We start from the raw sequence: 14,299 nt of genomic DNA, 5'->3' as shown, positions 1-14,299 counted from the left end.
GGGCTTTTGAAGCCTGAGGGTATTGCTATAGCTCTTTCGCTACAAAAACAAAAGGAGTCAACGAAGGTATGTGTAGAGAAAACCTAAGTTTTATGTTAGCTTTAAAACCACCTTATGGTACTCTCTTTTAAAACTAAATGAAATATACGTTTAAACGTATTTCTACATCTTAGTAGAATCTTTTTTGATTATTTCCTTCGCTAATTTCAACCGTTCACTGTTAAAGCCTTTGGTTAATTCAGTTAAAACTAATCGCTCTTTATATTCACCTGAAATTCCATTTAAGGATTTGTCATCATCAATGATTAAAAACTCTTTTATCTCAGACTTACTGATAAATCGTGTGATTTCCTCTTTTCGATTCTTGCAATCTGCATACTTTGGAAGAAACCCTGTGATTGGTTTATTGATATTCCTATTGGAGAAAATCTTATTAAACTCATCCAAAGTCTTGACGGTTCTGCGTGTTGAACTAAGTCAAATATCATGGTCTTTAATTGTTAGTAGCTCATTAAGATTCTTTACACAGTCATCATTGAATTTAGAATACCCATCAGGGTGAATTTCGTCAGGTTTCCAAGGTGGTGTTGTGATCAGTACTCCATCTAATTCTAATATGAGGACTTTTGATTTCATTTATTTTTTTGGCATAAGTTATAAACCGTACTTAAAATTCTTATTTAAACCACTCGTTTTGAGTAACTACTTCTCTCTATATCGACAATCTCTACAGTTAAAGACATACCAACTAATTGAAGAGATTCCAATTGACACATAATTGCTTTGGACAGTTTAAGTTTATCCTCTTCCGTACGACCAGAAAGTATACGTACAGTAATATGGATAAAGTCTTCTCGCTCTGAACCCGTTTGGTAATGTTCGTATGCGATACTGCGGACTTTTATATCTTTACCATCTGGCTCAAATAGATTTGACTCTAAAGCACCTAGAAATACTTTGTTGTTCAATTCACTCGCATTAATGAAAGACGAATGCTCAACGATACAATGAGGCATATTTTACTTATTAAATATATTGAGCTGCTTGATAAGCACTTTTCAAGGTCTGGGCTTAATCCATTGCTCAAATCAGTGCTTAAGAATTAAAGTTGACTTGTCATTTATTTGTCTAAAGGAAAGTATTTCTCTTTTAATACATTGAAATGATGTATTTGATGTGCTGTAATAGTAAAGCCAATTGCAAAAAGAGGCATCTCGTATTCAAAAAATTCACAATTTGTGTCAAGTATTTTTTTATTAAAAGATTCAAACATCAATATGGTGGATTGGCGTACAATTCGAAGTTCATTGATGAGATGTTCAATTGATAGTTCATCCGCATTCGAATTACTACCCATTATTTCTTGATCAAGTCCATCTGGAATAGTCCCTTCTCCACGAGCAAAAAGTATCGCTCTGTAACACCAGATTCTTTCCCAATCTATAAGGTGTTGTAGTATTTTATGAATACTCCACTTATCTTTTTCATAAGTCTTCAAACCAATTCTCTTCAACTGATCAATATCAATTTCATTGATTCTTTCTAAACTTAATTTTAAAGCTTCTGTCAGTTCAATATCTCCATTTAGCTTTAATACATACTCCAGAAATGCTGGATTTTTTTTAGCATCTGTGTTTTCCATTATTTGTGTTTTATGGTTTTGTTATTAATAATTGAGTAATGGTGTAATTTGTTGAAATGTAATAAGTTAATGTGTGTAATTGTCTCTCCTTTTCAAAAACTCTTTAATCTAGTTGATTCTTGATTTTGTTCAAATATTTTGTTGCCGGATTGTATGGTATAAACAATGTGCCAGTAGAAGTTGAGTATACCTTTAGTCATTCGAATAAGTCTAAATGGTATTCAGAAAGGTAATCTCAATAGTTATAGCGAGGCAGAAATAATAAAAGCTGATGGCATACAAAAAATATCTTTGTACACTATCAGCTTTTAATATCAGCACAAACTAAATTTATGACTAGTTCAATGCTTTGTATTTAACAGGTAACTTTTATCTAACAGAACATACTTTATATAATGAGCCTTTCCTGTAGACTGAATTTTTTAGTTTCCTTCCTTGATTAATTTTAAAAGACAAGAAGATGGAATCGTTGCTTTCAGTACCATCTGAGTTTTGGCATCATCATCTGAGTGTAGCAAAGTCTTAGTGTAAGAAACGGTCCCAATCACATTGCCAAATTGATCAATGATCGCAGCACCACTGGAGCCAGCCGCATAGTCTGCAGAAATGGCCATTAGGTTTCTGTACTGTCCCGCATTGATTTCACTAAATTTATCAGTGACCATTCCAGAAGAGAATGTATAGAAATATCCCTTGGGGTGACTTACAATATACACTGGGTCGCCAATTTCAGCGTCTTTCGTAGCTACCCTTAATGCTGGAAGTTTTACACCCTTAGGATCAATTTTGATGATAGCCAAGTCATTGGATTTATCGGCACTTAATATTTCTGTCACTGGAAAGGTTGTCCCATCCTTAAGCATGACGACCAAAACATCTCTCGAGATTTTATTATACTTCGTAACGTATCCATTCACTACGTGATAGTTGGTTACGATGATCCCTTCTGAATCGATGACATAGCCGGAAGCTGGGTAAGTATGTATCCGTTTACACTCCGTTCCACGATCGTTTACTTCACCACATCTACCTGCTGAAGAGACGATGACTGTGGCTTCAGAAACATGGTTATATATCTCACCAGGTTGCAGTTTTTTCTTTTTCATGGACTCAAGGTTAACAGTCACAGGACCATAACCTTTGTCTTTAAATGTGGTGTTCATGGAGTCTGCCGATATCACACCACCACCATCGATCAGGTCGGCAGATTTGCCTGCCAATTGTACTTTATATTGACGGATGTTATTCTTAAATAGCTGGCCTTGTGCTGTAATGGCGACAAAAGTGAATAGGAATACAAAAAGTGGCTTCAAAAAGTATCTCATAGTATTAAATAATGATTTATATATATAGTTTAATATGTTTATGTTTTGAGGCCGCAAGTTACATTTTTCTTAATATTATATGGACTTAGTTACCATATCTCTAGAGAAAATTACTTTTTCAGACACGTAGTTGTTATCAGGATGTAAATTCATAGGGAAGGTTGGCAGTAGGGAGGAGCTTAACTATTAGACGTTTTCTTGATGTTATATGGCTAAAATAGTTTGGAGGTATTGCAGAAAAGCTTTTTTATCTCTTTATCAAAAAGGATATTTATGGTGATGTATGTCGTTTTGTAAAATGTCCTGAAAGTCAACCCCTTCGATCATCTTCTCAGAATTATTCGTGTTTAACAATTTGTATATCGCTTGTTTTTTATCAGTGTTGTTCTGGTAATATGATTTGCAAATCAGGTAGCCCATCGTATTAAATTACTTGGTCTATCAGAGATTCTCCCTTCCGTTGTACATCCATTTGGACAAATCTAGACTATAAAGATCCCTCTTGAATTCTGCCAATACATCGGTCTGAAGTAGCTACTTTAGTTCATTTGTGATGGTGATGGACTTTTTGAAGAGGTAGTATTTAAAAATACTTATAAGGAAACCGCTACTTTTAGGTTATATACATGTTGTTAAAATCAAAAATGGGATCAAGGAGTCAATTTGTTTGTGAAAAAAGGAACTATATGTTCATAATTGCATAATTTTTATAGATTGTAGTACCTAGGAGGTTTATGATAGAGCTACTAAGACATTGTGAAATGTTACCGGAAAGGCTTTATACTCAAAACTTCCCACTTTTACTGAAGTGTGTGTTTTTCTGATGTTGTTGCTGTTTAGTGATACCTGTACTATATGTAGAATTTCCACGTGATTTCCATATGTATACTAGTAAACATTAGATTATCAATCACTTATTGACTTAAACCTAAAATTATAGCATCATTCGGAGAGAATCGAACCACCGATGCTAAAACCTTAACAATAGAGAGATTTAGATTTAAACTAGCAGGAGCATGTTCAGGACGATCAGAAGCAAATTAATTTTTTATTTTTTGCTGGCAGGAGTAGTACCAGCGTTGACGGTAGCTACTTTTTCATATTTCTATACTATATCAATTGAAAAAGAGAAGGCAGCAGGAAAGCTGGAGCAAATAAGGAATGCTAGCAAAGCAGTAGCCGTAGATTACCTGAATCAGCTTCAGGGACAGGTGTTGGCTGCCGCTTCATCGGATGTGACACCTACAGCATTTTCAAGGCTACGCAAAGCTTTTTTCTCTTACAATAGAGCTGCGGCATTGGAAAGTCATGATACCGATGTAAGAGATTACTTTACACAGGTGTTGGCAGAGCAGTTAAAGTTACCGGAAGACAAGAAAAGTGCTTTTGTTGATAAGTGCGTGTCAAATGATGCCTTGACGCTTTACCATCAGGCATACCTTTTAGCAAATCAGAAAAACAAATACTATAACTATAATGCGCTACTCGAGCAGGCAGATCAGCAGTTAAGCGGACTTCGTCAGCTGCTTCAGTGCCGAGACCTGATGTTGTTGGATTTCCATACTGGATATATACTTTACTCATCCCGTAGAGAGGCAGATTTGGCTGCCAATATCAAACATGGACTGTATGCATCGTCTCCGCTTAAAAAAGTATATGAAAAAGTTCGGGATGGAAAACAAGGGACAGTGGCGATCTCTGATTTTGTAGCACATAGCCCATCTCAAAATATTCCTGTCATGTTTGTAGGAGCACCATTCTATCAGGATGGAAAACCTCTTGGTATATTGGTAGCCAAGGTAGAGGCAGACGGGTTAAGTCACCGAATTAACAATGGAGGACAGTGGAGTGATGCTGGATTAGGAGAAACAGGTGAGACTTATTTGTTTGCTGTAAACGGTATACGTACTGTTCCACGTGCATGGGAACAAGGTGCTTCTGAGTTTTTGCTGAGCATGAAAGTGAAAGGGGCAAGTGAAGAGATGTTGGATAGGATTAAACAGAATGAAACACCTGTATTGAGTTTGGCGGTCAATGCCGAAGCTACCAGAATGGCATTGGCAGGAAAAACAGGCGTTATGTTTGGACAAAACTACCAACAGAAGGATGTGTTGTCAGCGTATGCTCCGCTTGAGGCCAATGGCTTGAAATGGGGAATTGTGACGGAGATACATAAGTCAGAAGCGATGGCAGGTGTTGTGGCTGCTCGAAGTTATATATTATTGATGTCCTTGGCTGTAGTTGTGGCAGGCGCATTTTTAGCCATGCTGATTGCTGGTTTGTTATCCACGCCTTTTGCCAAATTAATGAAAGCCATTAAAGTAGCAGAAACAGGAAACTTCAAGTTGGAAATCAAAGGTGCTGATGAAACAGCTCAGGTAGCAACTTATATTAATAAGCAGCAGGAAAAGATTCAGGAGCAGGAAAGTAATATCCGACAGCAAGCGCAGCAAATCGAGTCTGAAGCTGCTGCAAAGGAAGCTGTAGCGCAACAATTGACGGATACCAAGAAAGGCTTGGAAGAGAAACTGGATGAGCAGGAACTGCACTTGGTTCGACAACTCAAAAAAGTAAGTACACTTTCTGAGAAGCTTGAGGCATTAAGAAAACAGCTCTTGACAAATGAGAATTTTGCTAAGCAGCAGCAGAGTACCTGTTTTCCAGAGTTGGAACGAGTACAACGCAACTTGCCAAATACTTTTGTATTCCATAGGCAAAAGGATGTCATCAGCCAGTCATACTATTGGTTTGAAGAGAGAGGAACACGTTCATTCCTTTTGGTGGCAGATAAATTGGGCGATGGTGTAAAAGGAGCTTTTATGACAGTAACTCTCAGCCAGCTGTTGTATGATATTGTCAGTGTAAATCGTATCTCAACAGCAGACAGGATTTTGGATGAGTTACACAAAAGGCTTTATGCTGTAAGGCAGGTTTTCAGTGATGTGGATCCGCTGGCAGTAAGCCTATGTGTGTTTGACTTTCAGAAAGGGATTCTGGAATATGCAGGCGCTGACCGTCCTCTCTATTATATCAAGGATGGTAAACTGACAGTCATCAATGGAGATGAAATTGCGGCAGGAGGTGATGTGGAGAATGGACTGGTTCGTTATACAAACCACTTGGTGCCTATCAGTAGGACAAGTACCGATAGCTTCTACCTGTCAATAGGAGGGATTGTAGACCAAGAAGGTGAAGATGGTGCTGTATTCGGAGAGCAACGTTTTCAGGAAGTGTTATTGGATATACACAACCTTTCGATGGCTGAACAGCAGGTGTATTTGGCGCAGGTATTGGATGAGTGGAGACAGGATTTGTCACAAACTTCAGATATCCTGCTGTTGGGAGTTCAGCTTCCCTAATATGGTTATCTAAATGAGGTTTTATGATATCAAACAAAAGGAGGTGCATTTACTATGCACCTCCTTTTGTTTAGCCAAATATTTTTTCAAGCCACCCTTTTTTACGCTTATAGGCAATCGCCCTGTCAGGATGTTTCTTGTTGTACAGTTCTACAATTTTATGCTCATAGGTTCTGAAAAACTCAGGATCAAAGTTGGCTTTATGCAGGTTAATGAGGACTTCCTGCATATCACTTCGTTTCTCAAGCCACTCATTACAAACCTCGTGTTTATACCTTATCCCTAATAGGTTGATACCTAAAAGTTGGTGGGTATCTTTTTCATAGAAAATATGGATGCATTTTTTGCCCGATGGATGTTCCCAGTACAGCTCTTCTTGCAGCTCATTCATATTGGCAGGAGCTTTACCGTAGGTCTGGTACTCAATATGGAAAAACTTGGCTGAGTTGAACCAAGGACCAGGTTGGTAGGCTGTTCTTTTTCCACAAATGGTAGCAGCCAGTGTTTCTCCCTGCATCCTTCCTGTATACCAAACCTGTTCTATTGGTTTTCGATCATTTATAGGAATTTTGAATTGGGTACAATCTCCAATTGCGTAGACATCCAAAATATTGGTTTCCAAAAATTCATTGACCAAGATACCTCTGTCTGTTTCTACTCCAGAACCTTGCAGGAAGTCAATATTAGGCTGTACACCGATAGTAAGTCCCACAAAACCACAGGCTATTTCTTTTCCCTGACTGGTTACAATACCTTTTACCTTGCCATTTCCATCATCCAAGATTTCTTTCAGTTCTGTATTGTACCTGACTTCTATACCAAAAAAAGCGATCTCCCGCTTAACGATCTCGGCTTCCTGTTTGGGGAGTACAGAGCGCCAATAGCTCTCTTCTCTTACCAGCATCGTCACGGGAATTTTTCTGGTATGAAACATCTCAGCCATCTCAATACCAATCAGACCTCCGCCAACAATTACAGCATGCTTCAAGTTTTCAGAAGCTGTTTCCATTGCTTCAAGATCCTGATAGCTGTACAGTCCTTGTACATGCTGTAGGTTTTCTCCTTTCCATCCAAACTTTCTGGACTTGGACCCAACCGCCAAGATGAGTTTGTCATAGGTAATATTGCTGCCGTCAGAGCAAAGGAGCTTCTTGTGGCCAGTGTCAACTCTGTCTACAAACTTGTTGAGCAATTCAATCCTGTTTTTCTCCCAAAACCAATCTTCATAAGGCTTGGTCTGCTCATAGGTCATATGCCCCATGTAAATATACATGAGCGCAGTTCTGGAAAAGAAATGTGTTGTTTCGGCAGAAATAACGGTGATTCGATGATTACTTCTTTTTCGAATATGGCGGGCGGCAGTAATGCCCGAGATACCATTGCCTATAATGACGATGTGCATATTGGCAGCAATTTAATTTGATATACCTTGAATTGTCAGGAAAGATGACGATAAACTATCAGAAGAAAATATAAATGCGGGTGTTTCAAGCATAACCCGACGACATAATGGTGCTTTTTTTCAATTTATATGGTCACCATAACGACAGAACGATACTTAAATTCAAATTTAAGGAAGAATTGATACACGCCAGACCAACCTCCTTGACCCAATTTATTGTTTAGGAAAAAACTACTTATACCTACAGCACTAAGTTCCTTTCACTCACTTAAACTGTTTCCATCCGAATGACAACAGCAATCCAAGACAGACAGTCGTTGATCGCCACCATGATTCAGGACAAGGCATGGGATAAACTGGAAGCCTTGCTCAGTAAAATGCCTGCCATAGAAGTAGCTGAAGCCTTGCAGGCACTCGAACCACGAAAGGCACTCAGGGTACTTTCTGTTTTCAAGATGGAAGCACAGGCAAGTGTATTTGTTGATTTGCCTGCCAAGAAACAGGAAGAACTCTTCAATCTCCTTGATAAAAGACGTTTCTCCAAGATCTTTCAGGAGATGCCTTCAGATAAGCGGGCGGATTTTTACCAGAGTCTTACAGCGACAGAACAGGCCGCCTTGATGCCTTTCCTGAGTAAAGCTATCAGGGAGAATGTATTGGAACTGTCTGCCTATCCACATGATACGGCAGGGGGAATTATGAATACAGACTTTGCGACCATCAGGCTGAAGATGACGGTTTCGCAGGCTTTGGAAAAAGTAAGAAGAGATGCTCCATCCGGCAAAATGCTTTACTATATCTATGTCGTGGATGAGCAGAAGCATTTGGTTGGGTTTGTCACCTTGAAAAGGTTGGTGTTGGCTGAGCCGACTCAAAATGTATCTGAGATATTGCATACAGAATATATCCATTCGATGATTACGGATGACCGTGAGGAAGTGGCAAGGTTGATTGAGAAGTATGACTTGGTGGCAATTCCCATTCTCAATGAGTATGACCAGTTGGTAGGAATTGTAAGTCATGATGATGCAATGGATGTGTTACGGAAGGAGCAGTCAGAGGATTTGCAGAAGATTATGGGCATCAGGGTGGCAGACGAAGAGGCTGGTTATTTGGAAACACCTGTGATGAGGCATTTTTCGAAGCGAATAGTTTGGCTGGTTGCGTTGGCTGCCTTTGGAATTATATCGGGGTTGGTGCTGCATCAGTATGAAGGGTTGCTGAATAAATTGGTCGTGCTAGCCGTTTACATGCCGATGCTGGCTGATACGGGAGGGAATGCGGGTAGCCAGTCTTCAACCGTCGTGATTCAGGCGCTTTCGGTTGGGGAAGTCAAGTTCTCTCATTGGTTCAAGGTGATGCTGAAGGAAGCAAGTATCTCAACAATGTTGGCTATATGTCTGGGGGTGTTGGCATTTGCTAAAGTAGCATTTCTCTCTTCAGCCACAGAGCTTCCAAGTGAGCTTTCACTTTCCTACGTTGCTTTTGTGATTGCAGTGGCGATCTCATTGCAGGTGATTAGCTCATCAATTATTGGTGCCTTATTGCCGCTTACAGTCAAGCGGTTGGGGGGTGATCCTGCTGTTGTTGCATCACCTGCTATTACCACCATAGTAGATATCACAGGCTTAATGATTTACTTCGGGTTGGCTTCTTGGCTCTTGCTTTAGTGTTATTTATGAGTATTTACATTTAGTAACACTTTTTTTATACCCCTTTAGGGGTATTTTTCTCGTTTGAGTTGTAATAATGGTATAGAACATAGAAAGGTTTAAACATTTTCTAGACCAATTAGTTTACTCCTATTTTTTTTCAGCTAATAAATGGGTAGTACAAAAAGTATTGACCGTTAACCTTAATTCGCGCCTATTTGGCATTTTAGAATGTAAAAAGATACACGTAGTCCCGTGTAGCTATACTTTCTTTACCTGAATCCTTTTTTTATCACCGAAGCTTTTGCTTCGGTGATTTTTTGTGTGTGTTAGGTAAAGCATTAAGCAGATGTATTATTGAAATCGGAAGTTTTAAACGCTTCAAGGATTTATAGGTTCAACTCCTTTAGAGTTGGATAAATGGGTTTACTAATACTGTAGGCTTTTGTCTACGGCTACTATTATTGAATCCCTTTGTTTTTTTTCTCTTACAGCAAACACTGTTTCCGAAGGAGGTAAACCATATTAGCCCCGGATGGCAATCCGGATTTTACAGTATTCATTATCTCATAACCCTGAAAGGGTTGAACAGGATGACATCATCATTTAGTACATCATTATGTGAAAGGGTTAGCATAGAAAATCTCTATTTCAATACTTGCTTAAAATGATGGGCACAAAAAAAGGTTCTTGAATGTCGTACACCCAAGAACCTTTTTTCATTTTGTGAGGCAGCGATTATTTTACCGCTTCTACCATTTTCAGGTAAACAGGTGAGCCTACTTCAATGCGTGTGCCTGTAGGCGTTAGTTTGCCTGTTTCTATATCTCTTCTGAATACAATTACCTCATCCGTTTTCTGGTTAGCAGCCAATAAGAACTTGCCGCTTGGATCAATCATAAAGTTGCGAGGAGTATCGATACCTTCTGAGACGATATCTACTTGTTTCAGCGTTCCGTTTTCTTGATTGATCTCAAAAACAGTGATAGTGTTTGCATCAAGTCTGTTGGAAGCATAAAGGAACTTGCCGTCAGGGGAGATGCGAACTTCTGCCGCTCCGGACTCTCCCGTAAAAGTACTGTCGGTCATGGCAACCTCTTCGATCAGCGTAAGCGAATCATTGTTGTGCGCAAATACAGCTACTTTTCCTGTCATCTCTTCAATCAGGTAAGCGAACTTTCCATTCTTACCAAATGTGAAATGTCTTGGACCTGAGCCGTCAGTTACTTTTGCAAAAGAGGCTTTCTCTTCAGCAAGCGGGTGCTTTTCATTGCTTGGGTCAAATGGATAGATATTTACTTTGTCTGTACCCAAGTCACCCACAAAAAGGTAATGCTCATCCGGACCCAAAACGGTAGAGTGTACATGAGGGGCTTCCTGTCTTTTTTTGTCGAAACCATTTCCCGTATGTTGGATGGTTTGTACTGGAGCTTCCAATGCTCCGTTCTGACCGATTGGCAATACGGACAAGTTTCCGCTTGAGTAGTTGCCTGCGATCACAAACTTACCCTTGCTGTCAGTAGTCAGGTAGCATGGGTGCTGACCGTTGGATGGCTGCTTATTGATAAATGTCAAAGCACCAGTCTTGTTGTCAAACTGGAATGCGCTAACCTCACCTTCTCCGTTTTCATTGGCAGCATATACGTACTTGTCGTCGTTGCTTACTGTCAGGAAAGATGGGTTCTCTACACCTTTTGCTGTAAACTCATGATGTAAGGTGCCGCTATCGTTGTTGAAACGATAAACATAAATTCCTTCACTTTTTCCAGCCGTGTAAGTGCCAATCAGTAAATGATAGTCGTTAGTGGCAACTTTGGTGTTGGTTTCAGTCTCCTTGGTTTCCTTTTGTGAAGGAGAAGAACACTGTTGAAAAAGTCCTGCTAGTAAAAGTCCTGTTAGCCATAGGGCAATTTGTTTGTGCATAGTCTAAGGATTTCGTTTTCGAAAAAATCAAACAGAAAGGCTGCTGGAAGGAACGCTCCAACAGCTGGTTATTTAGTTATGGGATGAAAGATTTTGTGGTAAAAATCATCAGTCCTGAATAATTGCCACAAGTTAAACCAATATCCTTATTACTGTCCACTTTCAGGATAAATATCCGAGTTGATAACAGATTTTGTATATTCAGCTTTGCCGATTCAAATTTTTTGTATCAAACTTCAATAGTATAAAACTGATGACTGGACTTCGAAACAACGCATGGCTGCTGACGCTGGCATTTGTGACGCTATTTTTCTCCTGTAAAAAAGAACTCCCTTACACCGCCCATAAGACTGCTGTTGCCGATTCGGTAATGGTAGCTGCTGCCCACCCGCTTGCTACACAGGTAGGACTGGACATCTTGCGCCAAGGTGGTAATGCCATGGATGCCACGGTAGCGGTACAGTTTGCTTTGGCTGTCGTATATCCTAGGGCAGGGAATATTGGAGGTGGAGGATTTATGGTAATCCGAAACCATGATGGTGAAATAGCTTCTATTGATTACAGGGAGAAAGCCCCGATGGCTGCAGACCGTAATATGTACTTGGATAGCCTCGGAAATGTGGTGGATGGATTGAGTCGTAACGGACATCTGGCAGCAGGTGTGCCAGGATCTGTAGCAGGCTTGGAAGAAGCGCATAGCCGCTATGGCAACCTACCATTTAAGCAACTGGTGGAGCCTGCCATCCATTTGGCAGAAGCTGGATATTTGCTCTCTGAAACGGAGGCAAGCAGGCTGAACAAGTACCAGGAAGACTTCGATAAACAGAATACAGTGGCGCATGCCTTTACCAATCAGGAATGGCAAAAAGGAGACAGGCTAGTACAGAAAGAATTGGCAGCGACACTGAAACTGATTCGTGATCAGGGAAGGGATGGTTTTTATAAGGGCCTGACAGCTGATAAGATTGTAGCAGAGATGCAACGTGGTAACGGGATTATTACCAAAGAGGACTTGGCTTCCTATCAGGCACAATGGCGTACACCAGTCACTACAGATTATAAGCAGTATAAAATCATTTCGATGGCACCACCTTCAAGTGGAGGTGTCGTCCTGAGCCAGATGCTGAAAATGGTGGAGCCTTTCCCGTTGGCAGACTATGGATTACATACAGTTGAGTCGGTACATCTAATGGCGGAAGCAAGCAAGCGTGCTTATGCGGACAGAGCCAAGTATTTGGGTGACGCAGATTTTTTCCCTGTTCCGCAAGACTCCATTATGCAGGATGATTATTTGGCAGTTAAAATGGCAAGCTTCCATCCAGACAAAGCAACGCCTAGCGAAGAGATAGATGCAGAGAAGGTAGAATTGGTGAAGGAAAGTTTTGAGACAACCCACACCTCAGTGGTAGATGCAGCAGGGAATGCCGTATCAGTAACCACAACCCTCAATTCAAACTTTGGTAATAAAGTAGTAGTAGGAAATGCAGGCTTCTTCCTGAACAACGAGATGGATGACTTCAGTGCCAAACCGGGTGTGCCCAATCAGTTTGGGTTGGTAGGGGCAGAAGCAAATGCCATCCATCCTCAAAAGAGGATGCTCAGCTCTATGACTCCAACGATTATCGAAAAGGAAGGTAAGCTGTTTATGGTGATCGGGGCACCGGGAGGTTCTACCATTATCACAGCAGTCTATCAGGTATTTTTGAATGTAGCCGAATTTGGTTTACCTGTAGCGGAAGCCGTAAATGTAGGGCGCTTCCACCATCAGTGGTTGCCAGATGCCATAATGGTAGAGAAGGGAACTTTAGGTGAGCAGACTCTCGACTCCCTGAAAGCAATGGGACATACAATAACGGAGGTTGACCGGATGGCGGTAATTAAAGCCATTCAGGTTTTGGCAGATGGAAAACTCTCAGGAGCTGCTGACCCTCGTAATCCTGATGATGATGCAAGAGGATATTGATTTTGTTGAGTCTATCGTTTGGGGCAGTAAATGTTATCACAATCAATATTTACCGTATTTATAAACACTATTTTTTTCCCTGAGCGGAGTTGATGTTAATTAAGCAGATGTGTCATTGAAATCGGAAGTTTTAAACGCTACAACGGTTTATAGGTTCAACTCCTTTGGAGTTGGATAAATGGAATTACTTATACCGTAGGCTTTTGCCTACGGCTACTATTATTGAATCCCTTTGGGATTTTTTCTCTTACAGTAAACCCTGTTACCGAAGGAAACAAACCATATTAGCTCCGGATGGTAATCAGGATTTTACAGCATTCATTATATCATAATCCTGAAAGGGTTAGAATAGAGAATCTCTATTCCAATTCTTGCTTAAAGAATCTATAAATCGAATCAGTAATGAAAATAGAGCACTTAGCCATTTGGGTAAAAGATTTGGAGGGATGTCGAGCATTTTATGAGAAATATTTCGGAGCCAAGGCAGGGGAATTGTATGTCAACCCTAAAAAACAGTTCAAGTCCTACTTCCTTTCTTTTGAAGAAGGTGCCCGACTGGAGTTAATGGCAAAGCCGGACATTCCTGCTAACCTAAACGATGCTTTGGCTGAATATATAGGCATTATTCATTTTGCTATTTCAGTTGGGAGCAAGGAAAAAGTAGATCGGCTGACAGCACAACTGGAGTCGGATGGCTATCAGGTAGTAGGCGCACCGCGTACTACTGGAGATGGCTATTACGAAAGTGTGGTACTTGATCCTGAGCAGAACAGAATTGAGATTACAATATAAACTGTCAAAAAAAGCTAAAAGAAAAACCTTTTAATATGGAAGGAGTTTATATGAATGTCAACATTCCCGACTTAGTGTGATGAAATAACCGGCTTTTAAGTGCTTCAAGCCCTGTTACCAAGAGATTGGAACAGGGCTTTTTTTTATGCTTTAATTTAGAGTCAGGTTTTCAATGACCTATTGAAGTTTAGTGTCGTTTGTTTAGGTCTCCGAATATCAGTGGGTTGTAACACCCTGTGAT

General features: G+C 40.2%; 9 protein-coding genes and 1 pseudogene. 4 read left to right on the top strand and 6 right to left on the bottom strand.

Features of this window, described 5'->3' with window-relative positions; genetic code table 11:
• Positions 1 to 162 precede the first annotated feature (162 nt).
• The 4 genes and pseudogenes from V6R21_RS22020 to V6R21_RS22005 all read right to left on the bottom strand — a co-directional run.
• Positions 163 to 465 (bottom strand): annotated as a pseudogene (locus V6R21_RS22020) (HAD domain-containing protein); the annotation flags it as partial.
• A gap of 215 nt (positions 466 to 680) precedes the next feature.
• Entirely contained in the window at positions 681 to 1,016 is a 336-nt protein-coding gene (locus V6R21_RS22015) for a 5-carboxymethyl-2-hydroxymuconate Delta-isomerase (RefSeq protein ID WP_334245700.1), read from the bottom strand.
• Positions 1,017 to 1,120: 104 nt separating this feature from the next.
• Positions 1,121 to 1,642 (bottom strand): DinB family protein, encoded by a 522-nt coding sequence (locus V6R21_RS22010; protein WP_334245699.1) that lies wholly within the window; start codon positions 1,640 to 1,642, stop codon positions 1,121 to 1,123.
• Positions 1,643 to 2,064: 422 nt separating this feature from the next.
• Positions 2,065 to 2,967, bottom strand: a complete 903-nt coding sequence (locus V6R21_RS22005) for a S1 family peptidase (RefSeq protein WP_334245698.1) — start codon at positions 2,965 to 2,967, stop codon at positions 2,065 to 2,067.
• 1,016 nt (positions 2,968 to 3,983) lie between these two features.
• Here V6R21_RS22005 and V6R21_RS22000 point away from each other — a divergent pair.
• Positions 3,984 to 6,326, top strand: a complete 2,343-nt coding sequence (locus V6R21_RS22000) for a SpoIIE family protein phosphatase (protein ID WP_334245697.1) — start codon at positions 3,984 to 3,986, stop codon at positions 6,324 to 6,326.
• 70 nt (positions 6,327 to 6,396) lie between these two features.
• Here the strand turns inward: V6R21_RS22000 and V6R21_RS21995 are convergent, their stop codons facing one another.
• Entirely contained in the window at positions 6,397 to 7,728 is a 1,332-nt protein-coding gene (locus V6R21_RS21995; protein ID WP_334245696.1) for an NAD(P)/FAD-dependent oxidoreductase, read from the bottom strand.
• 287 nt (positions 7,729 to 8,015) lie between these two features.
• Between V6R21_RS21995 and mgtE the strand changes: the two genes are divergently transcribed.
• Entirely contained in the window at positions 8,016 to 9,398 is a 1,383-nt protein-coding gene (gene mgtE / locus V6R21_RS21990) for a magnesium transporter (protein WP_334245695.1), read from the top strand.
• Positions 9,399 to 10,118: 720 nt separating this feature from the next.
• On the opposite strand, the gene V6R21_RS21985 is transcribed toward mgtE, so the two are convergent.
• Entirely contained in the window at positions 10,119 to 11,303 is a 1,185-nt protein-coding gene (locus V6R21_RS21985) for a lactonase family protein (RefSeq protein ID WP_334245694.1), read from the bottom strand.
• Positions 11,304 to 11,556: 253 nt separating this feature from the next.
• On the opposite strand from V6R21_RS21985, the gene ggt reads away from it, so the two are divergent.
• Complete coding sequence (gene ggt, locus V6R21_RS21980; RefSeq protein ID WP_334245693.1) at positions 11,557 to 13,266, top strand: gamma-glutamyltransferase; 1,710 nt, start codon at positions 11,557 to 11,559, stop codon at positions 13,264 to 13,266.
• A 402-nt stretch (positions 13,267 to 13,668) separates the two neighbouring features.
• Positions 13,669 to 14,058 (top strand): VOC family protein, encoded by a 390-nt coding sequence (locus tag V6R21_RS21975; RefSeq protein ID WP_334245692.1) that lies wholly within the window; start codon positions 13,669 to 13,671, stop codon positions 14,056 to 14,058.
• Positions 14,059 to 14,299: the final 241 nt, after the last annotated feature.

The organism is Limibacter armeniacum, assembly GCF_036880985.1.
Lineage (GTDB): Bacteria > Bacteroidota > Bacteroidia > Cytophagales > Flammeovirgaceae > Limibacter > Limibacter armeniacum.
The sequence above is the reverse complement of the archived record's forward strand: the minus strand, read 5'-3'. Positions and strand labels throughout refer to the sequence as shown.

Excerpts from the sequence above, each read along its gene's own strand:
- V6R21_RS21985 (WP_334245694.1), bottom strand. The coding sequence starts at position 11,303 with ATGCACAAACAAATTGCCCTATGGCTAACAGGACTTTTACTAGCAGGA.
- V6R21_RS22000 (WP_334245697.1), top strand. The coding sequence starts at position 3,984 with ATGTTCAGGACGATCAGAAGCAAATTAATTTTTTATTTTTTGCTGGCA.
- ggt (WP_334245693.1), top strand. The coding sequence starts at position 11,557 with ATGACTGGACTTCGAAACAACGCATGGCTGCTGACGCTGGCATTTGTG.
- V6R21_RS22005 (WP_334245698.1), bottom strand. The coding sequence starts at position 2,967 with ATGAGATACTTTTTGAAGCCACTTTTTGTATTCCTATTCACTTTTGTC.
- V6R21_RS22015 (WP_334245700.1), bottom strand. The coding sequence starts at position 1,016 with ATGCCTCATTGTATCGTTGAGCATTCGTCTTTCATTAATGCGAGTGAA.
- V6R21_RS21995 (WP_334245696.1), bottom strand. The coding sequence starts at position 7,728 with ATGCACATCGTCATTATAGGCAATGGTATCTCGGGCATTACTGCCGCC.
- V6R21_RS21975 (WP_334245692.1), top strand. The coding sequence starts at position 13,669 with ATGAAAATAGAGCACTTAGCCATTTGGGTAAAAGATTTGGAGGGATGT.
- mgtE (WP_334245695.1), top strand. The coding sequence starts at position 8,016 with ATGACAACAGCAATCCAAGACAGACAGTCGTTGATCGCCACCATGATT.
- V6R21_RS22010 (WP_334245699.1), bottom strand. The coding sequence starts at position 1,642 with ATGGAAAACACAGATGCTAAAAAAAATCCAGCATTTCTGGAGTATGTA.